Genomic DNA, 23653 nt, shown 5'->3' with positions numbered 1-23653 from the left:
CGGTCGCCGTGTTCGACCTCATGCACCAGCCGGGGCAGAGCAAGGAGCTCGAGCTCGACGTCGTCACGCCCGAGAAGCTGGGCGAGGGCATGATCGCCGTGCCCGCAGGCGAGCCGATGCACATCGACCTGCGCCTCGAGGTGCTCCACGACGGCATCCTTGCCTCCGGCGACATCGACGTGACCGCGGTCGGCCAGTGCGTGCGCTGCCTGACCGACGTGTCGGAATCGCTCCAAGTCGATTTCCAAGAACTGTTCGCGTACACTGAGGACGAAGCTTTTGACTTCGAGGTTCACGACGACCACGTGGATCTTGAACCTCTGGTCAGGGATTCGGTAGTGCTGGCACTGCCTTTCCAGCCGGTGTGTCGCCCCGACTGCCCTGGTCTCGACCCAGAGACCGGTGAGCGGTTGGCGGATCACCCGGACCGCAAGCCCCGTGAAAACACAGACCCTCGTTGGGCTGCGCTTGCGGATTTCCGAGCTTCCGAAGACACCGAAGCCGGCACCCCCGGCACCGACACAGAAGAGAGATAGCCATGGCTGTTCCCAAGCGCAAGCAGTCGCGCTCCAACACGCGTGCCCGTCGCTCGCAGTGGAAGGCAGAGGTCCCCACGCTCGTCAAGACCGTCGAGGGTGGCCGAGTGACCTACAGCCTGCCGCACCGCGCGAAGGTCGTCACCGACTCGCAGGGCACCGAGCTGTTCCTCGAGTACAAGGGCCGCAAGGTCGCTGACGTTTAAGCGATATGCCTGACGGCAATCACCCTGAAGGGCGTCCGGAACCGGACGCCCTTCAGTCGCGTTCGGTGCTGGTTGAGCGGCTGGGCGTCGAGATCGACCCTGAGCTGCTCGAGCTGGCGCTGACGCACCGCTCGTTCGCGTATGAGAACGGCGGCCTGCCGCACAACGAGCGCCTCGAGTTCCTCGGCGACTCGATCCTCGGCCAGGCAGTGACCGTGCGTCTGTACCTCGACAACCCCGAGCTCGACGAGGGCGCGCTCGCCAAGCGGCGCGCCTCGGTCGTCTCGGGCGTCGCCCTCGCCGAGGTCGCGCGCACGCTCGGCCTCGGGGAGTTCCTGCGGCTCGGCCGCGGCGAAGAGCTCACCGGCGGCCGCGAGAAGGTGTCCATCCTCGCCGACACCGTCGAGGCGATCATCGGCGCCACCTATCTCTCGGCAGGCCCCGACGAGGCGACCGCACTGGTGCTGCGCCTGATCACGCCGCTCATGAGCGACCCGGCGCGCTTCGGTGCGGCTCTGGACCCGAAGACCGCGCTGCAGGAGCTCGCCGACGAGCGCAAGGCGCCCGCACCCGTCTATGTCGTCGAGGGCACCGGGCCCGACCACGCCAAGGTGTTCCATGCGACCGTCACGGTCGACGGGCTCGCCACCGGCCGGGGTGAGGGCACCAGCAAGAAGCACGCAGAGATGGCGGCTGCCCTCGACGCCTGGACGCAGGCCACGACCCGGTAGTGCCTGAGCTTCCCGAAGTCGAGGTCGTCCGGCTCGGCCTCGCGCCGGCCGTCACCGACGCGGTGGTCACCGCGGTCGACGTGTACGACCCGCGCGCGATCACGCGCCACGACCACGGGCGCGGCTCGTTCCCAGATCGCCTCGAGGGACGACGGATGCTGGCCCCGCGGCGTCGCGGCAAGTTCATCTGGATTCCGCTCGAGGACGGCCCCGAGGCGGTCCTCGCGCACCTCGGCATGACCGGTCAGCTGCTGCTTCGCGAGGCGTGGGCGAGGCCTGAGGACGAGCCGCACGTGAGGGTGCGCATCGAGCTCAGGCATCCATCGCTCGCCGAACTCGCCGTCTTCTTCAGAGACCAGCGCACCTTCGGCTCACTCGCGCTCGATGAATTGGTGACAACGGATGCCGGTGACGCGGTGCCCAGCCAGGTACTGCACATCGCCCGCGACCCGCTCGACCCGCTCTTCGACGACCGCGCGTTCCTCGCCGCGCTCACGCGCAAGAACAGCGCGATCAAGCGGGTGCTGCTCGACCAGCGCGCGATCAGCGGCGTCGGCAACATCTACGCGGACGAGGCGCTGTGGGCCGCGCGCATCCACCCCGAGCAGCCGGCGAACACGCTGAGCCGGGCGAAAGCCAAGCTGCTGCTGTCAGAGATCAGGATCGTGCTCGGCAAAGCGCTGATCGAGGGTGGCACGAGCTTCGACGCGCAGTACGTCAACGTCAACGGCCAGGCCGGGTACTTCGCGCACTCCCTGAACGCCTACGGCCGGCAGGGGCAGCCGTGCCCGCGGTGCGGCACCCCGATCGTGCGCGTGTCGTTCATGAACCGCTCGTCGCACTTCTGCCCACGCGATCAGCGGCTACGGTAAGCACAGCGCGAATTGAAAGGACCCGCCCGTTGCACCTGAAGAGCCTGACCCTGAAGGGGTTCAAGTCCTTCGCGCAGCCGACGACCTTCGCCTTCGAGACCGGCGTGACGTGCGTGGTCGGCCCGAACGGCTCGGGCAAGTCCAACGTCGTCGACGCGCTCGCCTGGGTGATGGGGGAGCAGGGGGCCAAGACCCTGCGCGGCGGGAAGATGGAGGACGTCATCTTCGCCGGCACCGCGACCCGCGGTCCGCTCGGCCGCGCCGAGGTCACGCTCACGATCGACAACAGCGACGGCGCCCTGCCCATCGAGTACACCGAGGTGACGATCTCGCGCACGCTGTTCCGCAACGGCGGCAGCGAGTACGCGATCAACGGCGAGTCCTGCCGCCTGCTCGACGTGCAGGAGCTGCTCTCCGACTCCGGCCTCGGCCGCGAGATGCACGTCATCGTCGGCCAGGGCCAGCTCGACCAGGTGCTGCACGCGACCCCCGACGAGCGCCGCGGCTTCATCGAAGAGGCCGCCGGCATCCTCAAGCACCGCCGCCGCAAAGAGAAGACGCTGCGCAAGCTCGAGGCGATGCAGACGAACCTCACGCGCCTCTCCGACCTCGCGGGCGAGATCCGGCGCCAGCTGAAGCCGCTCGGCAAGCAGGCGGAGGTCGCGAGGCAGGCGCAGACCGTCGCGGCGGTCGTGCGGGATGCCCGCGCCAGACTGCTCGCCGACGAGGTCGTCACCCTGCGCGCGCAGCTCGAGAACTACGGGCGCGACGAGCAGGCCAGGCACTCCGAGCGCATCGTGCTGCAGGAGCAGCTCGAGCAGAAGCGCCTGCGCATCGGGCGCATCGAGGCCGCGATGGTCGGCGACGCGGTCGACCGGGCCCGCTCGGTCGCCCACGGGCTGGAATCCGTACAGGAGCGCCTGCGCGGTCTCGACACGCTCGCGCGCCAGAAGATCGCGCTGCTGTCAGCCGAGTCGCAGGCGCCCGAGGTGGTACCGGGAGTCACGCAGGCGGCGGTCGACGAGGCGCGCGCCGAAGCCGAGACGCTGCGCGAGGCGGTGACGGATGCCGAGGCCGCGCTGTCTGCGGCGCAAGACGCCACCCGCGCGACTCGTGCACGGCTCGACGCCATCGACGAAGAGGTCGCGGCCCAGGCCGAGCTGATCTCGAAGCACGACCTCGAGCTGACGAAGCTCGCCGGCCAGGCCGATGCGGCCGCTCAGCGGCTCGCGGCCCTGCGCGGTGAGGTGCTGCGGCAGCAGAACCAGCTCGACGCGGCCGCTCAGCGACGGGCCGCCGCCGAAGAGGCCCTGGCCGACAGCGAGGGCGATTCGCCGCTCGGGCCCGACGCGCAGGGAGAGCTCGCCGAGGCGTACGAGCTGGCTCAGGCATCCGTCTTCGAAGCAGAGGCGGAGATCGAGAGGCTGCGCGACGAGCTGCGCACCCTCGAACGCGAGCGCGACGCGCTCGCCGGGCAGGCCACCGCGCTCAGCCGCGCACTCGACGTCAAGGACGGGTCGGCGGCGCTGGTCGCGGCCGAGCGACCGGGGATCCTCGGGCTGCTCGCTGAGCACCTGACGATCGAGCCGGGGTATGAGGTCGCGGTCGCCGCTGCACTCGGGTCTCTGAGCGAGGGCGTTCTCGCCAAGGGACCCGAGTCGGCGGCGGAAGCGCTCGAGTATGCGCGCGCCGAGGACCTTGGTCGCGTGTCGATCGTCACAGAGACCGCGAATACCTGGGCCGTGCCTTCTGCAGACGGTCTGCCCGACGGCGTGCGCCTGGCGCAGGACTTCGTGCAGGGACCGGCGACCGTGCGCACCCTCCTCGCTCACACTCTGATCGCTGATTCGGCCGCCGTAGCGCGAGACGCCCTGCCTGGCCTCGGCGGCAAGTGGGAGTTCCGGATCGTCACGCGGGACGGCGACGTGATCTCCGACCACGTGCTCGAGGGCGGCTCGCAGCGCAAGCAGAGCCGCCTCGAACTCGTCGCCGAGCGCGACGCCGCGGCCGCACGCCTCGAAGAGCTCGAATCCGCCATCGCGAAGGCGAAAGCCGAGCACGACGAGCAGCGCGAGACGCTGCAGGCGGCGAAGCAGTCCTCGGCCGCCGCGCTCACGCAGCTGCGCGCCTATGACGCGCAGCTCGCCGAGTACACCGAGAAGACCAGCCGTCTGACCGCCCAGCTCGAGGCCGCGAACGCCGAATCGGAGCGCATCGCCCGCAGCATCGCCGAGTCTCAGGCCAAGGCCGCCGAAGCCGAGCAGGCATCCGCCGCAGCCAAGCGCGCGCACGAGACGCACGCCTCCAAGCCGCGCCCGATTCTCGATGTGAGCCAGCGCGACGCGGTCTATGCCGAGGTCGAGAAGGCGCGTGAGGCCGAGATCCAGGCGCGCCTCGCGGTCGAGACGGCGCGCGAGCGCGTCCGCGCCCAGTTGCAGCGCGCCGAGCAGCTCGCGCAGCGACAGAAGGCCGAACGGGCCGCAGCGGAGGAGGCGGCGCGGCGCGCCGTCATCCGCCGCCATCAATTGGATGCCGCGCAGGCGGTCGCGAACGACCTGCCGGCCGTCCTCGACTCGATCGACCGCTCTCTGTCACAAGCGCGCCTCGAGCTCGAGGGCGCCGAGCGCGAGCGGGCGAGCCAGAACGAGGAGCTCGCGGGGCTGCGCCGCGAGGAATCCGCGCTGCGCGAGCGCCTGCAGTCGGTGAGCGAGAACGTGCACGGTCTCGAGCTGCAGATCTACGAGAAGAAGCTGCACCTGTCGAGCCTGCTTGAGCGCGCGGGCAGCGAGCTCGGGCTCGTCGAGGACGTGCTGATCGCCGAATACGGGCCGGAGGTCGCGATCCCCGCAGAGGAGGAAGGTGGCGAGCCGACCGCGTTCGACCGCGCTGAGCAGCAGCGGCGGCTCGAGAAGGCGCAGCGCTCGCTCGACCAGCTCGGTCGCGTGAATCCGCTCGCGCTCGAGGAGTTCGCGGCGCTCGAGCAGCGCCACCAGTTCCTCACGGAGCAGCTGACCGACCTGCAGAACACGCGCAAGGACCTGCTGACGATCATCGAAGAGCTGGATGCCACGATGCAGACGGTCTTTCAGGCGGCCTTCGAAGACACCAAGAACGCGTTCGCCGAGGTCTTCCCGATCCTGTTCCCGGGCGGCGCGGGCAGCATCCAGCTCACCGACCCCGATGACCTGCTCACGACCGGCATCGAGGTCGCGGTGCGGCCCGCCGGGAAGAAGATCGAGCGGCTCTCGCTGCTCTCTGGCGGCGAGCGGTCGCTCGCGGCGGTGGCGTTCCTGGTCGCGATTTTCAAGGCACGGCCCAGCCCGTTCTACATCATGGATGAGGTCGAGGCGGCGCTCGACGACGCCAACCTCGGCCGGCTGCTGACGGTGTTCGAAGAGCTGCGGCAGTCGAGCCAGCTCATCGTCATCACGCACCAGAAGCGCACGATGGAGATCGCCGATGCGCTCTACGGCGTCTCGATGCGCCAGGACGGCGTCAGCGCCGTCGTCGGCCAACGGGTCGGCACGGCGGCCTAACTAGACTGGCTTCCATGGCAGAAGCTCGCTCGTGGTCGTTCGGCGGCGCACTCCGCAACCTCTTCACCGGCCAGCAGAAGCGGGTCATCGACGAGGACACGTGGGACGAGCTTGAGGTCGCCCTCATCGGCGCCGACTTCGGGCCCGACATCACCGAGAGCGTGATCGACGAGCTGAAGGCGAAGGTCGAGCGGTATCGCACGACCGATTACGCGGACCTGCAGCGGATGCTGCGCGAAGACCTCGAAGAGCGCCTGTCGAAGTTCGACACCACCCTCAAGCTGAGCGAGCGGCCCGCGGTCGTGCTGGTCGTCGGCGTCAACGGCGTCGGCAAGACGACCACGATCGGCAAGTTCGCGAAGTTCCTCACCAACTACGGCCGCAGCGTCGTCGTCGGTGCGGCCGACACCTTCCGCGCAGCGGCCGTCGACCAGCTCGGAACCTGGGCGGAGCGCGCGGGCGTCCAGATCGTCAAGCCTCAGCAGGCCGGCCAGGATCCGGCATCCGTCGCCTTTCAGACGGTCGACTTCGCCAAGCGGAACGGCGTCGAGATCGTGATCATCGACACGGCCGGCCGCCTGCACACCAAGGGCGGCCTCATGGACGAGCTCGGCAAGATCAAGCGCGTCGTCGAGAAGCAGGCGCCGATCGCCGAGGTGCTGCTGGTGCTTGACGCGACCACAGGGCAGAACGGACTCATGCAGGCGCAGGCGTTCGTCGAGCACGCGGGCGTCACCGGCCTCGTGCTCACGAAGCTCGACGGTTCCGCGAAGGGCGGCTTCGTGCTCGCCGTGCAAGAGAAGACGGGGCTGCCGATCAAGCTCGTCGGCCAGGGCGAGGGCATCGGCGATCTCACGGGCTTCACTCCGCACGTGTTCGCGCAGCAGCTGGTCGGCTGAGTTTTCAAAGGGGCTTACGGATGTCTGTCGAGCACGACTACTTCGGAGTGGTGGATTCCACGAGCGGCGGGGGTCTCTACTGGGACGACACGCTCGAGGTCGGCGATCAGTTCGTCGATCTGGTGCTGGCCGCGGAAGACGAGGATCTCGTCAGCCAGGCTTCCCTCGATCTCGCTGCGGCGATGGCGCAGGGGCTCGAGGCGTTCGACGGCCGCGCCCGCGAGGCCCTCGTTGCACAGCTCTCGGAGCGGCAGTCGGCCACCACGACCTTCATCGACCGGCAGGTCGACAGCAAGGGCGAAGATCTGCAGACGCTGCTCGACCTGATGGTCGACAACTCCGGTGACATCGCGATCGACGTGCTCAAGTCGCTCCAGCTGCTGCGGGTCGTGATCCACCCCGAGCACGTTGATGGCGACGACGCCTTCGCGACCTTCGACTACGCGATCGACCCCGACGAGTCCGACGAGCTGCTTGTGGTCTCGTTCGGTGCCGACGGCGACGTGATCGACGTCGAAGACGTGCCGGAGTAGAGCACCCACACGTCGTCCTCAGTGGGCTCATCGCCGAGGAGTAACGCGGCGGCGTCGCGGGGCGCTAATGGCCCGATCGGGCGTGCGGCCCGAAACCAGCGGTCGTCGCGCCGATACTCCAAGAAGCCGTCGAGGTCGAGCATGCCGCGCCGTCTCGAATCTTCGGCCCGGTACAGCGCCCCCTTCATTCGCGAACCGCGTGCGTCGACGATGGTGAGTGCGCCGTCTTCTGCGGCCCACGCCATGGCGAACGCGCCGCCCGAGCTGAACCGCCAGATCGGGCGACCCACGGGAATGGGCGTGTTGCATGATCGCTGCCACAGCTCGTCGAGCGTGTCGCCCGTGCGCACGTGCCACGCAGTCCAGCCGTTCTGGCGGTGGCCCGCAGCGAAGCTCGACGCGCCGGTCGGCGAATCGAACAGCTCGCCAGACGCGAATTCGATGAGGCCGTCTGCGGTCACGGTGGCGTTGACGGTGACGCCGCTGTTCCGCCGGCGCCACACGAGCGGGTCACCGGGCGCAAGCCAGCGGCGAGCGAGCAGGGTCGCCAGCGACCGGCCGGCGGGCGCGGAAGCCGCGGTGCGCGTGATGCCGAGCAGCTCGCGGATCACCGCGTTGGGCGTATCGACGAAGGCGCGCGCTCGCGCCTGCAGCGCCTCGTAGACCTCGTCATCGACGCGAATGGAGGGGGGCATCGGTTCCACATGTCCTTTCCTCTGGCTGCGACAATGTCACACGCAGAGGAAAAGTGCGCGGGAGTGACAGCGATGTGCAGCGCGACGGATTCTGCCGACCGAACGTAGCCGGGATCGCATCTTGCGCACTCGACTTCTCCACCGACGGCGCTGTCCGGCGTTGCGCGAGGTAGCACCGGGCGCAAGACTGTTTGCGTAAACATCGACAAGGGAGTCGCATGGAACAGCAGATCTCACGCCGCGTCCTGATCGGTGGCGGCGTCGCCGCCGCGCTGGGGGCTCTGGTGCCGTCGGGCGCGGCTTTCGCCTCGACGAAGCCGGCCGGCGCAGGCATCCACGTAGATCGAGTTCGCGGCCTCTCGCCCGATTTCGCGATGGGTGTGGATGTCTCGACGGTGCTGTCTCTCGAGGAGAGCGGCGTGGTGTTCCGCGACGCGCACGGCCGCCCGGCCGACCTGTTCCGCGTGCTCGCGCAGAACGGGGTGAACTCGGTGCGCATCCGCGTATGGAACAACCCCTTCGACGACGTGACGCACCAGGGCTACGGCGGCGGCAATGTCGGCATTGCGCGTGCGGTCGAGATCGGTCGCCGAGCGACGCGCGCGGGGCTCGGGGTGCTGGTGGACTTCCACTACTCGGACTTCTGGGCGGATCCGGCGCGCCAGCTCGCGCCGAAGGCCTGGGCGGGAATCTCCGTCGCGCAGACCGCCCGTGCGTTGCACGACTACACCGTGCAGTCCCTGCGAGCCTTCAAGCGGGCGGGGGTGCGGGTCACGGCCGTGCAGATCGGCAACGAGATCAACAACGGCATCGCCGGCTACACGCGCCCCGGCATGGAGATCGACGGGTCGTTCGCCGCGCTGCTGGAAGCCGGCGCCTCCGCCGTGCGCTCGACGCTGCCGCAGGCGAAGGTCGTCGTGCACTTCACGAACCCCGAGACGGCCGGCCGGTTCGCGACCTACGCCGCGGGACTCAGGCGGTACCGCGTGGACTACGACGTGTTCGCGAGCTCGTACTACGCCTTCTGGCACGGCACGCCCGAGAACCTCACCTCCGTGCTGACGCAGGTCTCGCGCACTTACGGAAAGGAGGTCATGGTGGCCGAGACCAGCTGGGCGCGCACGCTGGAGGACGGCGACGGCTACGGCAATTCGATCGGCAGCGCCGACCAGGCGCCCGAGTACGAGATCAGCGTGCAGGGGCAGGCAGATGCGCTGCACGACGTGATCGCGGCGGTGGCGGCAGTCGGCCGTGCGGGCATAGGCGTCTACTACTGGGAGCCGGCCTGGCTTCCCGTCGGGCCGCCGACCGATTACGCGCACAACAGCGCCCTGTGGGAGAAATACGGCTCGGGCTGGGCCACGAGCGCCGCGAGCTCGTATGACCCGGCCAACGTGGGGCCGTGGTACGGGGGCTCCGCGTGGGACAACCAGTCGCTGTTCGACTGGGACGGCACGCCGCTCGAGTCCCTGCGCACCTTCCAGTACGTGCGCACCGGCAAGCGGTAGGGGCAGCGCCGGTAGAATCGTCTGACCATGGCGATCTTCGGCTCACTCTCCGACCGGCTCACTGAGAGCCTCAAGAACCTCCGCACCAAAGGCAAGCTCTCCGCGAGCGATGTCGACGGGACGGTTCGCGAGATCCGTCGCGCGCTGCTCGAAGCCGACGTCTCGCTCGAGGTCGTCAAGAAGTTCACGGCGGCGGTGCGCGAGCGCGCGCTCTCCGACGACGTGAACCGCGCGCTGAACCCGGCGCAGCAGGTCGTGCAGATCGTCAACGAGGAGCTCATCGAGATCCTCGGCGGCCAGCAGCGCCGCCTCGAGTTCGCGAAGAACCCGCCGACCATCATCATGCTCGCCGGCCTGCAGGGTGCGGGTAAGACGACCCTCGCAGGCAAGCTCGCGAAGTGGCTCAAGAAGGAGGGCCACACGCCGATGCTCGTCGCGGCCGACCTTCAGCGGCCCAACGCGGTCACGCAGCTCCAGGTCGTCGGCGAGCAGGCCGGGGCATACGTCTATGCGCCCGAGCCCGGCAACGGCGTCGGCAACCCGGTCAAGGTCGCGAAGGATGCTGTCGACGAGGCACGCCGCCGCCAGTACGACACCGTCATCATCGACACGGCGGGGCGCCTCGGCGTCGACGCCGAGCTGATGAAGCAGGCATCCGATATTCGCAAGGCGACGAGCCCCGACGAGGTGCTGTTCGTCATCGACGCGATGATCGGCCAGGACGCGGTCGCGACCGCGAAGGCGTTCCAAGACGGCGTCGACTTCACCGGCGTCGTCCTCTCGAAGCTCGACGGCGACGCCCGTGGTGGTGCCGCGCTCTCGGTGGCCTCGGTCACGGGGCGCCCGATCATCTTCGCCTCCACCGGTGAGGGACTCGACGACTTCGAGCCGTTCCACCCGGACCGCATGGCGAGCCGCATCCTCGACCTCGGTGACATCCTCACCCTGATCGAGCAGGCGCAGCAGGCGTTCGACGAGGAAGAGGCGCGCCAGGTCGCCGAGAAGTTCGCGACCGACAGCTTCACGCTCGAGGACTTCCTCAAGCAGATGCAGCAGCTGCGCAACATGGGCTCGATCAAGAAGATGATCGGGATGCTTCCGGGCGCGGGCGCCATGCGCCAGCAGCTCGACGATTTCGACGAGCGCGAGATCGTGCGCACCGAGGCGATCATCCAGTCCATGACACCGGCCGAGCGCCGCAACCCGAAGGTGCTGAACGGCTCGCGCCGTCTGCGCATCGCCAAGGGCTCCGGCATGACCGTCACCGACGTCAACCAGCTCGTGAACCGCTTCGAGCAGGCGGCCAAGATGATGAAGACCGTCGCGAAGGGCGGCACGCCGCAGATCCCCGGCATGGGGCCGATGCCCGGTGGCGGCTTCGCTGGCGGCCGTGGCAAGAAGCAGCAGCAGAAGAAGGGCTCGCGTTCGGGCAATCCCGCGAAGCGCGCCGCCGAGAACGCGGCGCTCGCGGCCGGCGTCAAGCCGGGCGCCGCCGAGCCGACGGGGGCGAGCTTCGGCCGCGCAGGCGGCAAAGAGCAGAAGGCGCCAGACCTCGAGCAGATCCAGAAGCTCTTCGGCCGCTGAACCGCTACAGGCTGAACTACACAGAAAAGGGGCCGGTGTGCATGCCCGCAGAGGCATCCATTCGCCGGTAGCGTGAAATCGTGCAGTTGATCTCCAGAGGAACCACACACAAGCTCGAAGGCACACTGGAGATCCCGGTCTCCAAATATCACGCGCACCGCGCCCTGGTGCTGGCCGCTTTGGCCGAGGGCACGAGCGTGATCACCGGGATCTCGTCGACCAGGCAGGTCGAATGGACGGTGAGCGTCCTGCGGGCACTCGGCACCCAGATTGAGATCACGGATTCCGGTTATGTGGTCACCGGCACGGGCGGCCGCTTCCACGGCGCCCCCGTCATCGAGCGCGGCTCGCGCGGTGAAGACGGTCTGCTGAACGTCGGCTCCTCCGGCACGACCCTGTACTTCATCACCGGCCTCATGTCGCTGTCCGACCGCCCGACGACGGTGACGGGCATGAAGTACTTCCGGCGCCGCCCCATCAAGGCGCTGCTGACCGCGCTCACCGAGATGGGCCTCGAGCTCGAGTCGACCAACGACTGCCCGCCGATCACGGTGCAGCCGAAGCGCCCGACGGGCGGCGACGTGCACATCGCGGGCACGCTCTCGCAGTGGGTCTCCGGCCTGCTGCTGACGGCGATCTTCGCCGAGAACGACACCACGATCCACATCACGGGCGGCCAGCTCAACGAGCAGCCCTACGTCGACCTGACGATCCGCATGATGAAGCACTGGGGCTTCGAGGTCGAGGTCAGCGACGACTGGCTGACCTATGTGGTGCGCGCCGGCCAGACCGGCACCGCGGCCGACTACACGATCCCCGCCGACATCGGCTCTGCGGCCTTCGGCATCGCGGCGGCCGCGCTGCACCCCTCCGACGTGCTGTTCAAGGGTCTGCCTGCCGCCACGACCGCCGAGGTCGACCACCCCGAGGCCGAGTTCCTCGACATCGCTGCCGGCATGGGCGTGCCGATGATCATCGACGAGCAGACGGGCTGGGTGCGCATCAAGCACGACGGCTTGACGCTCAAGCCGTTCGACGTCGACGCGACGCCCATTCCTGACCTGCTGCCGATCCTGTCGGTCATGGCGAACTTCGCCGAGGGCACCAGCCACCTGCGCAACGTCGGCCACGTGCGGCTCAAGGAGTCCGACCGCGTCGCGGCGATGCTGCAGCTCAACAAGATGGGCGGCAACGCGACGCAGGAGCCGACCGAGCTGCACATCAACGGCACCGCGGGCGCGCGCGGCACCGGCGCGAAGCTCTCGAGCTTCAACGACCACCGCGTGCTGATGTCGCTCGCGATCGCCGGCACGAAGTCCGACGGCGAGACGAGTCTCACCTACCCCCGCGCGTACCGGATCTCGTACCCGACGTTCCTCGAGGCGATGACCTCGATCGGCCTCGACATCGACGTCGACGCGCCGTCGAAGGGCGATGGCGACGACGAAGAGACGCAGGTTCAGGCATCCGCCCCCGCATCTGCCGACCCGCTGGTGCTGCCGATCGCCGTCCGCGAATACGCGAAGACGAAGGCGGACGAGGCCGCGGTGATCGAGGTCGGCGGCACCGCCCCGATCACGACCACGTGGGCCGAACTGCAGGCAGAGGCAGACAAGGTCTCGCAGCTGCTGCTCGAGCTCGGCGTGCAGAAGGGCGAGTCGGTCGGCGTGCAGCTGCCGAACTGGAGCGAGTTCGTCTCGATCGCCCTCGGTGCGATGCAGATCGGCGCCGTCGTGACGCCGATCATGCCAGTGTTCGGCCCGCGCGAGGTCGCCATGACCCTCTCGCGCTCGCGCGCGCGGGTGCTCTTCCTGCCGAACCTGTTCCGCAAGCGGCACGCCGCGATCGAGCTTGTCTCGGTCGCCGACGAAGCCCGTCAGCAGGGCCGCAAGCTGCACCTCGAGCACGTCGTCGTGCTGCAGGCCGAGAACCGCGACGGCCACGAGTCGACGAACATCCCGCCGATTCCCGAAGAGGCTGTCGCTCGTGCAGAGGCCGCGTCGTGGAGGTGGCGCTACTACGAGGCGGCGCTCGCCTCCGTCTCGCCCGACCTGTCGCAGATCGCCGATCGGATGCCTGAAGCGGACGACATCTGCCAGCTGCTGTTCACCTCTGGCACGACCGGCGAGCCCAAGGGCGTCCAGCACCCGTACCGCACGCTCGGGCTCGCGACCGCGATGCACGTGCAGCGCTCGGGCCTCGGCGCCGACGACCGCATCTTCATCCCGAGCCCGCTCGCGCACCAGACCGGATTCCTGTACGGCATGCTGCTGGCCTGGCGCCTCGGCGTGGCCTCCGTCATCCAGCCCGTGTGGGACGGGCAGGTCGCACTCGACCAGGCGTTCGGCCAGGCGAAGGCGAGCTTCGTGCAGGCCGCGACGCCGTTCCTCACCGACCTGGTCGCGCTCGTCGAGGGCGGTCAGCCGAAGCCGGAGTCACTGCGCATCTTCGTCGCGACCGGCGCCGCCGTGCCGCGCGAGCTCGCCCGCAAGGCGACCACTGTGCTCGACACCGCGGTGCTCGGCGCCTTCGGCACCACCGAGACCTGCCTCGGCACGCTGTCGGGCCCGAACGACGAGCCCGAGAACATGTGGGGCACGGACGGCCGCGTGATGGACGGCATGCGCATCCGCATCGTCGACGACGAGGGCGTCGAAGTGCCGGTCGGCACCGAGGGCGACTACGAGCTGCACTCGCCGACCATGTTCGGCGGCTACCTCGAGCGCCCCGACCTGACCGCCGACGTGTTCACGGAAGACGGCTGGTACAAGACCGGCGACCTCGCCTACATCGACGAGGCCGGCTACCTGCACATCACGGGCCGCGTGAAAGACGTCATCAACCGCGGCGGCGAGAAGATCCCGGTCGTCGAGATCGAGAACCTGCTCTACCAGCACCCGCTGGTGGCCGATGTCGCGATCGTCGCGATGCCCGACCCGCGGCTGGGCGAGCGCGCGTGCGCCTTCGTCGTGAACGCGAAGGCCGATGCCAAGCTCGAGTTCGCCGCCATGCAGGACTACCTGAACACCCACGGTGTCTCGAAGTACTACTGGCCCGAGCGCCTCGAGTACATCGACGAGCTGCCCCGCAACGCCGTCGGCAAGATCCAGAAGAACGTGCTGCGCGAGCAGGCTGCGGCCCTCGTCGCGAACAAGGAAGGCAAGTAGGTGTCAGTCGCTGAATTCGACGACGCGGAGTTCGCCGCGCTCAAGGCCGAGATCACCGCGTGGGTCAAGGGGCCGGGCGAAGAGTGGGCCAACAGGATCGAAGAGACCGGGGATGTCCCGCCAGAGCTCTTCGCCGAGCTGAAGGACCGCGGCTGGCTGAGCCTCGCCGCCCCCGCTGAGCTCGGAGGCCGCGGCATCCCGTTCAGCCGCTATCTCGAGCTGCTCGAGCAGATCTCGAAGTCGCACGGGTCGATCCGCATGCTCGTGCACGTCATCAACGGCACGTGGCGCGCGATGGCGCCGTATGCCACGCCCGAGCTGCTCGAAGAGGTTGTGAAGCCCTCGGTGGCTGGTGAGAAGCTCGTCGCGTTCACGCTCACCGAGCCCGACAACGGCACGGGCGCCGACATCACGACGACGGTGCGCCGCGAGGGCGACGAGTACGTCATGAACGGCACGAAGCACCTCATCACCTTCGGCGTGAAGGCCGACTACCTGCTGATCGCGGCGCGCCTCGAGGGTTCGACCGGCAACGACGGCACCGTCGCGTTCGCCATGCCGAACCGCCTGCCGGGCGCCGAGGTCATCGACGACTCCGACACCATGGGCGTGCGCGGCACCGACCACGCGATCCTCAAGTTCAACGAGGTGCGGATTCCGGCGAAGTACCGCCTCGGCGAAGAGGGCCAGGGCCTCGAGGTCGCCCTCGGCGGCTTCCTGCTGCCGAGCCGCGTCTCGGTCGCGATGAGCGCCGTCGGCCTCGCCGAGCGCGCTCAGGAGCTCGCCATCGAGTTCTCCAAAGAGCGCGTCACCTTCGGGAAGCCGCTCGCGCAGCGCCAGGTGATCCAGTTCTACATCGCTGAGAACTTCGGTCGCATCGCCGCCGCCAAGGCGCTCATCATCCAGGCCGCTCGCGCGTATGAGGTGGGCGCTCCTGAGGCATCCGCTCTCTCCAGCGCTGCCAAGATGATCGCCGTCGAGATGCTCGCGACGGTGACCGACAACGCGCTGCAGGTCTTCGGCGGCCGCGGCTACTGGAAGAAGAACGCCATCGAACGCGTCTACCGCGACGCGCGCGCCCAGCGCTTCGAAGAGGGCACGAACGAGATCCAGAAGCTCGTCGTCGCCCGCGCCGCCATCACCGGTGAGGCGAACACGGAAGGAATCCTGAATTGGTAACGGAAAACACCCCGCGCGTCGTCGTCATCACGGGCGCGAGCCGCGGCATCGGCCGCCTGCTCGCCGAGAAGCTCGGCGCTGAGGGCGCGCACGTCGTCATCAACTACAAGAAGAACGCCGATCTCGCCGAGGAGTCGCTGGCCGCGGTGCGCGCCGCCGGCGGCGACGGCATCACGGTCCAGGCCGACATCGAGGTCGAAGACGGCATCCAGGCGCTGTTCGCCGGCGTCGACGAGCACTACGACCACATCGACGCCTTCGTCGCGAACGCCGCGGCCGCGGCGTTCAAGCCGATCACCGAGATGAAGATCCACCACATCGACCGCAGCTACGCGATGAACGCGCGCAGCTTCGTGCTCGGGGCGCAGCAGGCTGTGAAGCGAATGCCGCACGGCGGCCGCATCCTGTACATCTCGAGCTACGGCTCGCTGCGCGCCTTCCCGACCTACGCCGCCCTCGGTGCGTCGAAGGCGATGGCCGAGCAGTACATGAAGTACATGGCGGCCGAGTTCGGCCCGAAGAACATCACGGTCAACGCGGTCAACGGCGGTCTCATCGACACCGACTCGCTCGACTACTTCTACAACAAGGTGCCGGGCATGGCGCCCATGGACTCCGTCATCTCGAAGCTGCCGCTCGGCCGCCCCGCGAAGGCGGACGACATGGCGGATGCCGCGCAGTTCCTGCTCTCCGAGAAGGCCGGCTACATCACCGGCCAGGTGCTCACGGTCGACGGGGGCCTGACGATCATCGCCCCGCCGTTCTGGTCTGACACCACCGGCGAGCTGCACGCCTCCATCTACGGCGAGTAAGTGGACCTGCCGCTCCTTCGCAGCCCGTGGCGGCTCGGATCCCTTGAGCTGCCCCACCGCGTGGTGATGGGCAGCATGCACACGGGGCTCGAGCCGCGCGGCGACGGGGGAGCGGCGCTTGCCGCCTTCTACCGCGAGCGCATCGAGGGCGGCGCGGCTCTCGCGATCACGGGCGGCATCTCAGTCAACGCCGAGGCCCGAGGCGGTCCCGACTACGTCGTGATGACGGATGCCTCGACGAGGCAGACCTACACGGCCGTCACGGCCGCGGTGCACGACGCAGGCGGGTTCATCTCCGCCCAGCTGTTCCACGCGGGCCGCTACGCCGTGGGGGAGTGGGCCGTCGCTCCGAGCCCCGTGCCGTGGCGGGCCGCCCGCGGTCTCGTGCCGCGCGAGCTCACGTCGGCCGATATCGAGCGCACGATCGCCGACTTCGCCGCGTCGGCCGTCGCGGCGCGCGAGGCGGGCTTCGACGCCGTCGAGCTGATGGCGAGTGAGGGCTACCTGCTCAACCAGTTCCTGTCGCCGCTGACGAACCAGCGCACCGACGAATGGGGTGCCGATTCGAATGGCGAGCAGAGTGCGGCGGCGCGTCGGCGCTTCCCGCTCGCCGTGTTCGACGCCGTGCGCGCCGCAGTCGGTCCCGACTTCCCGGTCACGGTGCGCATCTCGGCCACCGACCTGATGCCCGGCTCGACGACTGAGGCCGAGGTCGACGAGTTCGCCCTCGCGCTGGCCGACGCCGGGGTCGACGCGCTGAGCATGGGCGTCGGGTGGCACGAGTCGACGGTGCCGACGGTGCAGGCATCCGTGCCCCATGCCGCATGGATCAGCTACGGCGAGCGGCTCGCCGACATCGTCCACGCGCGCCACCCCGAACTGCCCGTCATCGGCAGCAACCGCGTGATCGACCTGCGTGACGCAGAGGGCATCCTCGCGCGCGGCCACGTCGACGCCGTCGCCCTGGCGCGCCCGTTCCTCGCCGACCCCGAGATCGTGAACCGTTCGTTCGCCGGCGACTTCGCGCTCATCAACTCGTGCATCGGCTGCGACCAGGCCTGCATCGACCGCTCCCTCGTCTTCCAAGAGATCAGCTGCCTCGTGAACCCGCGCGCCGGGCGCGAGACCGAGTACCCGCTCGGCATCACGAACGCCCGCAAGCGCGTCGCCGTGGTCGGCGGCGGCCCGGCAGGTCTCGCCGCGGCCGACGATCTCGCGCGCCGCGGCCACGCCGTCACGGTGTTCGAGGCGCGCGGCGAGCTCGGTGGGCAGTTCAGCCTCGCGGCACGCGTGCCTGGGAAAGAGGACTACGCGCTCACGGTGCGCTCGGCTGCGAAGCGACTCGCGGCGGCCGGCGCGGAGGTGCGCACCAACGAGCGCGCGGGTGCCTCGGCCCTGGGCGCCTTCGACGGAGTCGTCGTCGCCTCAGGCGTCACCCCGCGCGCCGTCGACATCGAGGGTGCCGACCTGCCCCACGTGCTGAGCTACGAGCAGGCGATCAGAAACGGCGTGCCCGCGGGCACCGTCGCCATCATCGGCGGCGGAGGCATCGGCGTCGACCTTGCCGCCTTCCTCGTCGAGTCGCACGACGAGAAGACCCGAGCCCTGGCCTTCGAGGAACGCTTCGGCGTCGACGGCTCGGCCGAATTCGCCCGCTCGCGCCCGACGCGCGCCCTGCAGCAGCCGTGCCCGGGCAGCGAGGTGACCGTGCTGCGCCGCAGCGGAAAGTTCGGTCAGGGCGTCGGCATCACGAGTCGGTGGGTGAACGTCGGCGCGTTGCAGCATGCGGGTGTGCGCATGCTGGCCGGAATCGACTACCGACGGATCACCCATGAGGGCGTCGAGGTGGTGCACGCGGACGGGTCCGTCGAGCTGATCCCCGGCGAGACGGTCGTCATCTGCGCAGGCCAGGAGCCGAACGAGACGCTCTCCGCAGAGCTCGCCGCCGCAGGCATCCGTCATGAAATCGTCGGGGGTGCGCGCGACGCGCGATCCGTCGATGCGGTGCGCGCGACCAGCGAAGGGCTCGCGGCCGCGCGCCGTGTGGTTCAACCGGCGGAGCCCGATTAGTCCCACCGCCTTTTCGTCTGGCAGAATGGAATGTCGGTTTCATGCGTTCCGACCCTCTATCCGAACGCGTGAGCCTCCATCAGACCTCCTGCGCGGGTGTGCACCCCACAGCCTGCGCAGTCAGTTCGCTTACAACCTTTGAAATCAACAGGAGAACTGTGGCTGTCAAGATCCGCCTCAAGCGCCTCGGCAAGATCCGTGCCCCCTACTACCGTGTCGTCGTCGCCGACTCGCGCACCAAGCGCGACGGTCGCGTGATCGAAGAGATCGGCAAGTACCACCCCACCGAGCAGCCCTCGGTCATCGAGATCGACTCCGAGCGTGCGCAGTACTGGCTCGGCGTCGGCGCGCAGCCGACCGAGCAGGTCGCGGCGCTGCTGAAGCTGACCGGCGACTGGGCGAAGTTCAAGGGCGAGAAGGACACCGAGTCCAAGGTCAAGGTCGCCGAGCCCAAGGCCGCTTTCGTCGCCGACGAGAAGAAGAAGCCGGTCCTGAAGCCCAAGACCGAGACCCCGGCCAAGACCGAGGAGCCCGCCGCTGAGGCCGAGGCCCCCGCCGAGACCGAGGCCGCTGCCGACGAGGCTGCGGAGTAGGTTCCACCACGATGCTCGCTTCCGCTGTCACCCATCTCGTCAAGGGAATCGTCGATCACCCCGACGACGTTGAGGTCGCGCAGAAGAGCTCGTCGCGCGGCGAGGTCCTCGAGGTTCGCGTGAACCCCGAGGACCTCGGCCGCGTCATCGGCCGCGGCGGTCACACCGTCAGCAGCCTGCGGACGGTCGTGAACGCCCTCGCGAAGGGCGAGCGAGTCCGCGTCGACGTCGTCGACACCGACCGCTGATGGCGGCCCAGAACTCAGGAACGCAGCTGCGCGTCGGCCGCCTCACCAAGGCCCACGGCCTGAAGGGCGCCATCAAGCTCGAGCTGTACACCGACGACCCCGAGCGCCGCTTCGTGCCTGGCGCCGTGTTCTCGCTGCAGGTTCCCGCCGAGTCCAAGTGGCACGGCAAGAGCCTCGAGCTGCGCGAGCTGCGCTGGTACAACGGCCACCCGGTCGGCTTCTTCGTCGGCGTCGACGATCGCACCGAGGCCGAGACCCTGATCAAGGCGATCCTGTGGGTCGATGCCGACGCCGACGAGGCGCCGGAGGAGAACGCCTGGTACGACCACCAGCTCGTCGGCCTCACGGCGCTGCGAGACGGCGAGCCCGTGGGCAAGGTCTCCCGCGTCGACCACCTGCCCGCGCAGGACCTGCTCGCCATCGAGACCGCGTCGGGCGAGGTGCTCGTGCCATTCGTCGCGGCCATCGTGCCCGCCGTCGACATCGAGGCGGGAACGCTGACCGTGACGCCGCCAGCCGGCCTCTTCGAAGAGCTGCCCGACGAGGACGAGGAAGGCGAGGCAGGCGCGCCCGAGGCGTAGCCCGTTTCATCACTCCGAAACACGCGGGTGCCCCCGCCGAAACACGGCTCTCATACGTTCGAGCCATGACGGTGCCGGCCCTCCTCGCAGTCGTCGAGGGCGCAAGCGAAGTGACGGATGACGGCGCCGTCGAGGTTCTGCTGTCAGCTGTGCGGCGTGCGGCGCCCGAGGTGCGGGTGGTTCGCGCCGACATCGACGTGCACCAGCCCGAGCTCGCGCCGGTGCTGGCCACCGAGCTCGATGACGGCGAGGCGGTCGTCGCCGTTCCGCTGATGCTGTCGCCCGGCCCGCACCTGCATCGAGATCTCTCGAGCGAGCTCGCCGCCGACCGGGGCCGCGCGGCGGCGCTCGCGCCCGCTCTCGGCTCAGACGACACGGTGATCGAGCTGCTCGCCTCACGCCTCGTGCACAGCGGTCTGGGACCGGACGACGTCATCGTCATGGCCGCCGCAGGATCGAGCGACCATCACGTGGTGCGTGAGAGCGTCGAGGCCGGCAGGCGGCTCGCGCACCTGCTCGAGCGCTATGTGACGGTGGGATTCCTGTCAGCGGCGGTCCCTCGCCTCGCGGGCGCCGTCGCCACGATGCGCAGCCTGCACCCCGGCAGCCGCGTCGCTGTCTCGAGCTTCTTCCTCTCATCGGGGCGGTTCGCCGAGTCGGTCGCGGACGCCGGCGGCGATGTCGTAGCCGGGCCGCTGCTCGCGCCCGGCAGGCGGCCGCCTGAGCCGCTGGTCGAGCTGGTACTGAGCCGGTACCGGCAGGGTGCTGCGGAGCTCGCGCCCGTGCGGCATCCGTAATACTTCTTGCATGCGCATCGACATCGTCACGATCTTCCCGACGTTCTTCGATGCACTCGACATCTCCCTGCTCGGCAAGGCGAAGACGAGCGGTCTGATCGAACTCGGCGTGCACGACCTGCGCGACTTCACGCACGACCGGCACCGCACCGTCGACGACACGCCGTACGGCGGGGGAGCGGGCATGGTCATGAAGCCCGAGCCGTGGGGCGAGGCGCTCGACGGCCTGCTCGCGGAGTCCTCCGACCCGCTCGTCATCTTCCCGTCGCCCGCCGGCGAGGTGTTCACGCAGGCCACCGCGCGGGCACTGGCAGAAGAGGCGCACCTCGTGTTCGGCTGCGGTCGCTACGAGGGCATCGACCAGAGGGTGTTCGACGACACCGCCGAGCGCGCGCGGGTGAAGCTCGTGAGCATGGGCGACTACGTGCTGAACGGCGGCGAAGTCGCGGTCATGGCGATGATCGAGGCGATCGGGCGCCTGATCCCCGGCGTGGTCGGGAACCCGGAGTCGCTGGTGGAAGAGAGCCACGAGAACGGGCTGCTCGAGTACCCGAGCTACACGAAGCCCGCGGTGTGGCGCGGCCGCGAGGTCCCGCCGATCCTGCTGTCCGGTAATCATGGCGCGATCGCCGCGTGGCGCCGCGAGCAGCAGCTGGAACGCACGCGCAGGGTGCGCCCGGACCTGCTCGGCGACTGAGCGGGTGATTTGGCCGCTGCCCGCGGCTCTGGCAGAATGGATGTTTGTGCCGCACGCGGCCCTGCCACAGGGGAGCGGCCCCATCTTCGGGGAACGACGCGAGCGGCGACATCCTCATCTTCATCATCAATGATCGCGGTCGACCTGTGGCGGCCGCAGAGAGCGAAATCTCATGCACATCCTCGACCAGGTCGACGCGGCCAGCCTCAAGTCGGACATTCCCGACTTCCGCCCCGGTGACACCGTCAAGGTTCACGTCAACATCGTCGAAGGCAACCGCTCCCGCGTGCAGGTCTTCCAGGGCGTCGTCATCGGCCGTTCGGGCCACGGCATCCGCGAGACCTTCACGGTCCGCAAGGTCAGCTTCCAGGTCGGCGTCGAGCGCACCTTCCCGGTGCACTCCCCGATCATCGACAAGATCGAGGTCGTGACCCGCGGTGACGTGCGTCGCGCGAAGCTGTACTACCTGCGCGAGCTGCGCGGCAAGAAGGCCAAGATCAAGGAGAAGCGCGACGCGTAAGCGCCGCTGACCCGCGACGAGTCAGAGCCCCCGTGCCCCTAAACTGGGCCGGGGGCTCTGTTCGTTGAGGCCTCAGGACAAGGGCGAGATGGCAGAGAGCATGACGGAACCGGCGGCGACCCGAGGGGCGGACCGCACCGCCAATCGGAGCAAGGGCCGCGCTGTCTGGCTCTTCATCCGCGACATCATCGTCATCTTCATCGTGGCGCTGCTGGTGTCGTTCCTGATCAAGACCTTCCTGATCCGCTCGTTCTACATTCCGTCCGCCTCGATGGAGGACACGCTGATGGGCGGCCCGGGCGCGCCGGACAACGACCGCATCATCGTGAACGAGCTCGAGCCGAAGCTGCTGCCGGTCCACCGCGGTGACATCGTCGTCTTCACCGACCCGGGCGGCTGGCTCAACGGCAGCGAGAACGTGCAGACACCGGAGCCGACGAATCCCGTCGCGCGGGGTCTCAGCAACTTCTTCACCTTCATCGGCCTCGGCACCGCAGACAGCGACAACCACCTCGTGAAGCGCGTCATCGGCGTGCCGGGCGACCACGTGGTGTGCTGCAACGTGCTCAACCAGCTGACCGTGAACGGCGTGCCGCTCAAGGAGCCGTACACGACCGTGCAGCCGGGCGAGCAGGCGGCCGGCCAGAAGTTCGACGTCACCGTGCCGCCCGGGAAGCTGTGGGTGCTCGGCGACAACCGCTCGGACTCGGAAGACTCGAGTGCCCATCAGAACCTGCCCAGCAAGGGCTTCGTTCCCGAGAAGGACGTCGTCGGGCGCGCGTTCGTCATCAGCTGGCCCATCTCGCGGTGGAGTTGGCTGTCGAACTACCCCGAGGTGTTCCGCGGCGTCGAGAAGAAGGGCTCGTGACCCATCCCGCGGCATCCCCGGCGCCCACGCTCGATGTCGAGCGCGAGCTGTTCGTGTCGTCGGGCGCGCGCTACGTCATCGGCGTCGACGAGGTCGGGCGCGGTGCGCTCGCCGGCCCGGTCGCCGTCGGCATGGTGGTCATCGACGCAGACATGCCGGCGCACCCCGAAGCTCTGCGGGACTCGAAGCTGCTCACTGAGGCGGTGCGGGAAGAGCTTGCGCCCCTGTGCGCCGCGTGGGGACTGTACTCGGCGGTCGGCGAGGCGACGCCCGCCGAGATCGACGAGCACGGCATCATCGCGGCACTGGGGCTCGCGAGCTGGCGCGCCCTCGGGGCGCTGCGGGCCGCCGGCGCGCCGGTGGACGAGGCATCCGTTCTGCTCGACGGGAATCACGACTATCTGAACCCGGTGCTCGAGACGCGCATGTCGGTCACGACCCGCACCAAGGGCGACATGACCTGCGCCTCGGTGGCGGCGGCGTCGGTCATCGCGAAGGTGCATCGCGACCGCTACATGATCGGGCTGCATGACGACTTCCCGGCTTACGGGTGGGTGTCGAACAAGGGCTACGCGGCGCCGGTGCATATGGCGGCGATCGCCGAGCTCGGGCCGTGCGACCACCACCGTCGCACCTGGATCCACTGAGCGCACCGAGCCATAGACTGATTCCACGATGGACGAGGACGAATTCGACGACTACGACCGTGAGGTCGAGCTGGCTCTGTACCGCGAGTACCGCGACATCGTCAGTCAGTTCAAGTACGTGATCGAGACCGAGCGCCGGTTCTATCTGGCGAACGAGGTCGAGTTCGTGCGGCGCGACACCGAGCACGACTTCTATTTCGAACTCACGATGCACGACGTCTGGGTGTGGGACGTGTACCGCGCAGACCGCTTCGTGAAGTCGGTGCGTGTGCTCACCTTCAAAGACGTCAACATCGAAGAGCTCTCGTCGAAGGAGTTCGAGCTTCCGAAGGAGCTCGCGCTCGACGAGTAGCGCACCTCTTGCCCTGCACAGG

At 68.8% G+C, this 23653-nt stretch carries 23 protein-coding genes; 22 read left to right on the top strand and 1 reads right to left on the bottom strand.

Annotated elements, in window-relative coordinates; genetic code table 11:
- Nucleotides 1-20: 20 nt before the first annotated feature.
- From ABD736_RS04035 to ABD736_RS04005, 7 genes are read left to right on the top strand one after another with little or no spacing between them, the layout of a single operon-like run.
- Nucleotides 21-536, top strand: a complete 516-nt coding sequence (locus ABD736_RS04035; RefSeq protein WP_425555022.1) for a YceD family protein — start codon at nt 21-23, stop codon at nt 534-536.
- Between the two features lie 2 nt (nt 537-538).
- The gene (gene rpmF, locus ABD736_RS04030; RefSeq protein WP_344778665.1) at nt 539-742 is read left to right on the top strand and encodes a 50S ribosomal protein L32; all 204 of its coding nucleotides are present in this window, start codon (nt 539-541) and stop codon (nt 740-742) included.
- Nucleotides 743-747: 5 nt separating this feature from the next.
- A complete protein-coding gene (rnc, locus tag ABD736_RS04025; RefSeq protein WP_344790447.1) occupies nt 748-1473 on the top strand; it encodes a ribonuclease III in 726 nt (241 codons plus the stop codon).
- Nucleotides 1473-2345 carry a bifunctional DNA-formamidopyrimidine glycosylase/DNA-(apurinic or apyrimidinic site) lyase gene (gene mutM / locus ABD736_RS04020; RefSeq protein ID WP_344790445.1) on the top strand — a complete coding sequence of 291 codons (873 nt, stop codon included), beginning with the start codon at nt 1473-1475 and terminating at the stop codon, nt 2343-2345. The genes rnc and mutM overlap by 1 nt, the downstream gene beginning before the upstream one ends.
- Nucleotides 2346-2374: 29 nt before the next feature.
- Nucleotides 2375-5881 carry a chromosome segregation protein SMC gene (smc, locus tag ABD736_RS04015; protein ID WP_344790444.1) on the top strand — a complete coding sequence of 1169 codons (3507 nt, stop codon included), beginning with the start codon at nt 2375-2377 and terminating at the stop codon, nt 5879-5881.
- Between the two features lie 14 nt (nt 5882-5895).
- Nucleotides 5896-6780, top strand: a complete 885-nt coding sequence (ftsY, locus tag ABD736_RS04010; RefSeq protein WP_344790443.1) for a signal recognition particle-docking protein FtsY — start codon at nt 5896-5898, stop codon at nt 6778-6780.
- Between the two features lie 20 nt (nt 6781-6800).
- A complete protein-coding gene (locus ABD736_RS04005; protein ID WP_344790442.1) occupies nt 6801-7313 on the top strand; it encodes a DUF2004 domain-containing protein in 513 nt (170 codons plus the stop codon).
- On the opposite strand, the gene ABD736_RS04000 is transcribed toward ABD736_RS04005, so the two are convergent.
- The gene (locus ABD736_RS04000) at nt 7220-8008 is read right to left on the bottom strand and encodes a restriction system modified-DNA reader domain-containing protein (protein ID WP_344790441.1); all 789 of its coding nucleotides are present in this window, start codon (nt 8006-8008) and stop codon (nt 7220-7222) included. The two genes, ABD736_RS04005 and ABD736_RS04000, sit on opposite strands and share 94 nt — an antisense overlap.
- A 218-nt stretch (nt 8009-8226) precedes the next feature.
- Here ABD736_RS04000 and ABD736_RS03995 point away from each other — a divergent pair, with 218 nt between their 5' ends.
- The 15 genes from ABD736_RS03995 (at nt 8227) to ABD736_RS03925 (ending at nt 23631) form a co-directional block, all read left to right on the top strand.
- Nucleotides 8227-9516, top strand: a complete 1290-nt coding sequence (locus ABD736_RS03995; protein ID WP_344790440.1) for a glycosyl hydrolase 53 family protein — start codon at nt 8227-8229, stop codon at nt 9514-9516.
- Between the two features lie 27 nt (nt 9517-9543).
- On the top strand, nt 9544-11100 hold the full coding sequence (gene ffh, locus ABD736_RS03990) for a signal recognition particle protein (protein WP_344790438.1): 1557 nt from the start codon (nt 9544-9546) through the stop codon (nt 11098-11100).
- A gap of 80 nt (nt 11101-11180) precedes the next feature.
- Nucleotides 11181-14267 carry a 3-phosphoshikimate 1-carboxyvinyltransferase gene (gene aroA, locus ABD736_RS03985; RefSeq protein ID WP_344790437.1) on the top strand — a complete coding sequence of 1029 codons (3087 nt, stop codon included), beginning with the start codon at nt 11181-11183 and terminating at the stop codon, nt 14265-14267.
- Complete coding sequence (locus tag ABD736_RS03980; protein ID WP_344790436.1) at nt 14268-15446, top strand: acyl-CoA dehydrogenase family protein; 1179 nt, start codon at nt 14268-14270, stop codon at nt 15444-15446.
- A complete protein-coding gene (locus tag ABD736_RS03975) occupies nt 15440-16258 on the top strand; it encodes an SDR family oxidoreductase (RefSeq protein ID WP_344790435.1) in 819 nt (272 codons plus the stop codon). The genes ABD736_RS03980 and ABD736_RS03975 overlap by 7 nt, the downstream gene beginning before the upstream one ends.
- A complete protein-coding gene (locus tag ABD736_RS03970) occupies nt 16259-18328 on the top strand; it encodes an FAD-dependent oxidoreductase (protein ID WP_344790434.1) in 2070 nt (689 codons plus the stop codon).
- 158 nt (nt 18329-18486) lie between these two features.
- Nucleotides 18487-18921, top strand: coding sequence for a 30S ribosomal protein S16 (gene rpsP / locus ABD736_RS03965; protein WP_344790433.1), 435 nt, complete (start codon nt 18487-18489; stop codon nt 18919-18921).
- Nucleotides 18922-18932: 11 nt separating this feature from the next.
- Nucleotides 18933-19169: an RNA-binding protein gene (locus ABD736_RS03960; RefSeq protein WP_344790432.1), complete on the top strand. Its 237-nt coding sequence runs from the start codon at nt 18933-18935 to the stop codon at nt 19167-19169.
- On the top strand, nt 19169-19750 hold the full coding sequence (gene rimM, locus ABD736_RS03955) for a ribosome maturation factor RimM (RefSeq protein ID WP_344790431.1): 582 nt from the start codon (nt 19169-19171) through the stop codon (nt 19748-19750). Before ABD736_RS03960 ends, rimM begins: the two co-directional genes overlap by 1 nt.
- A 65-nt stretch (nt 19751-19815) precedes the next feature.
- Nucleotides 19816-20547, top strand: a complete 732-nt coding sequence (locus tag ABD736_RS03950; RefSeq protein WP_344790430.1) for a sirohydrochlorin chelatase — start codon at nt 19816-19818, stop codon at nt 20545-20547.
- Nucleotides 20548-20557: 10 nt separating this feature from the next.
- Nucleotides 20558-21244 carry a tRNA (guanosine(37)-N1)-methyltransferase TrmD gene (trmD, locus tag ABD736_RS03945; protein WP_344790429.1) on the top strand — a complete coding sequence of 229 codons (687 nt, stop codon included), beginning with the start codon at nt 20558-20560 and terminating at the stop codon, nt 21242-21244.
- Between the two features lie 172 nt (nt 21245-21416).
- Complete coding sequence (gene rplS, locus ABD736_RS03940; protein WP_344790428.1) at nt 21417-21764, top strand: 50S ribosomal protein L19; 348 nt, start codon at nt 21417-21419, stop codon at nt 21762-21764.
- A gap of 88 nt (nt 21765-21852) precedes the next feature.
- Nucleotides 21853-22632 carry a signal peptidase I gene (gene lepB / locus ABD736_RS03935; RefSeq protein ID WP_344790427.1) on the top strand — a complete coding sequence of 260 codons (780 nt, stop codon included), beginning with the start codon at nt 21853-21855 and terminating at the stop codon, nt 22630-22632.
- The gene (locus ABD736_RS03930; protein ID WP_344790426.1) at nt 22629-23279 is read left to right on the top strand and encodes a ribonuclease HII; all 651 of its coding nucleotides are present in this window, start codon (nt 22629-22631) and stop codon (nt 23277-23279) included. The genes lepB and ABD736_RS03930 overlap by 4 nt, the downstream gene beginning before the upstream one ends.
- Nucleotides 23280-23307: 28 nt before the next feature.
- On the top strand, nt 23308-23631 hold the full coding sequence (locus tag ABD736_RS03925; protein WP_344790425.1) for a DUF2469 family protein: 324 nt from the start codon (nt 23308-23310) through the stop codon (nt 23629-23631).
- Nucleotides 23632-23653 lie beyond the last annotated feature (22 nt).

Source organism: Gryllotalpicola daejeonensis (assembly GCF_039538145.1).
Classification (GTDB): domain Bacteria; phylum Actinomycetota; class Actinomycetes; order Actinomycetales; family Microbacteriaceae; genus Gryllotalpicola; species Gryllotalpicola daejeonensis.
The sequence above is the reverse complement of the archived record's forward strand: the minus strand, read 5'-3'. Positions and strand labels throughout refer to the sequence as shown.

Coding starts and splice junctions, on each gene's coding strand:
- rplS (WP_344790428.1), top strand. CDS start 21,417: ATGCACATCCTCGACCAGGTCGACGCGGCCAGCCTCAAGTCGGACATT.
- ABD736_RS04035 (WP_425555022.1), top strand. CDS start 21: ATGCACCAGCCGGGGCAGAGCAAGGAGCTCGAGCTCGACGTCGTCACG.
- ABD736_RS03995 (WP_344790440.1), top strand. CDS start 8,227: ATGGAACAGCAGATCTCACGCCGCGTCCTGATCGGTGGCGGCGTCGCC.
- rimM (WP_344790431.1), top strand. CDS start 19,169: ATGGCGGCCCAGAACTCAGGAACGCAGCTGCGCGTCGGCCGCCTCACC.
- rpmF (WP_344778665.1), top strand. CDS start 539: ATGGCTGTTCCCAAGCGCAAGCAGTCGCGCTCCAACACGCGTGCCCGT.
- ftsY (WP_344790443.1), top strand. CDS start 5,896: ATGGCAGAAGCTCGCTCGTGGTCGTTCGGCGGCGCACTCCGCAACCTC.
- ABD736_RS03925 (WP_344790425.1), top strand. CDS start 23,308: ATGGACGAGGACGAATTCGACGACTACGACCGTGAGGTCGAGCTGGCT.
- rnc (WP_344790447.1), top strand. CDS start 748: ATGCCTGACGGCAATCACCCTGAAGGGCGTCCGGAACCGGACGCCCTT.
- trmD (WP_344790429.1), top strand. CDS start 20,558: ATGCGCATCGACATCGTCACGATCTTCCCGACGTTCTTCGATGCACTC.
- lepB (WP_344790427.1), top strand. CDS start 21,853: ATGGCAGAGAGCATGACGGAACCGGCGGCGACCCGAGGGGCGGACCGC.
- ffh (WP_344790438.1), top strand. CDS start 9,544: ATGGCGATCTTCGGCTCACTCTCCGACCGGCTCACTGAGAGCCTCAAG.
- ABD736_RS03960 (WP_344790432.1), top strand. CDS start 18,933: ATGCTCGCTTCCGCTGTCACCCATCTCGTCAAGGGAATCGTCGATCAC.
- ABD736_RS04005 (WP_344790442.1), top strand. CDS start 6,801: ATGTCTGTCGAGCACGACTACTTCGGAGTGGTGGATTCCACGAGCGGC.
- ABD736_RS04000 (WP_344790441.1), bottom strand. CDS start 8,008: ATGCCCCCCTCCATTCGCGTCGATGACGAGGTCTACGAGGCGCTGCAG.
- ABD736_RS03950 (WP_344790430.1), top strand. CDS start 19,816: ATGACGGTGCCGGCCCTCCTCGCAGTCGTCGAGGGCGCAAGCGAAGTG.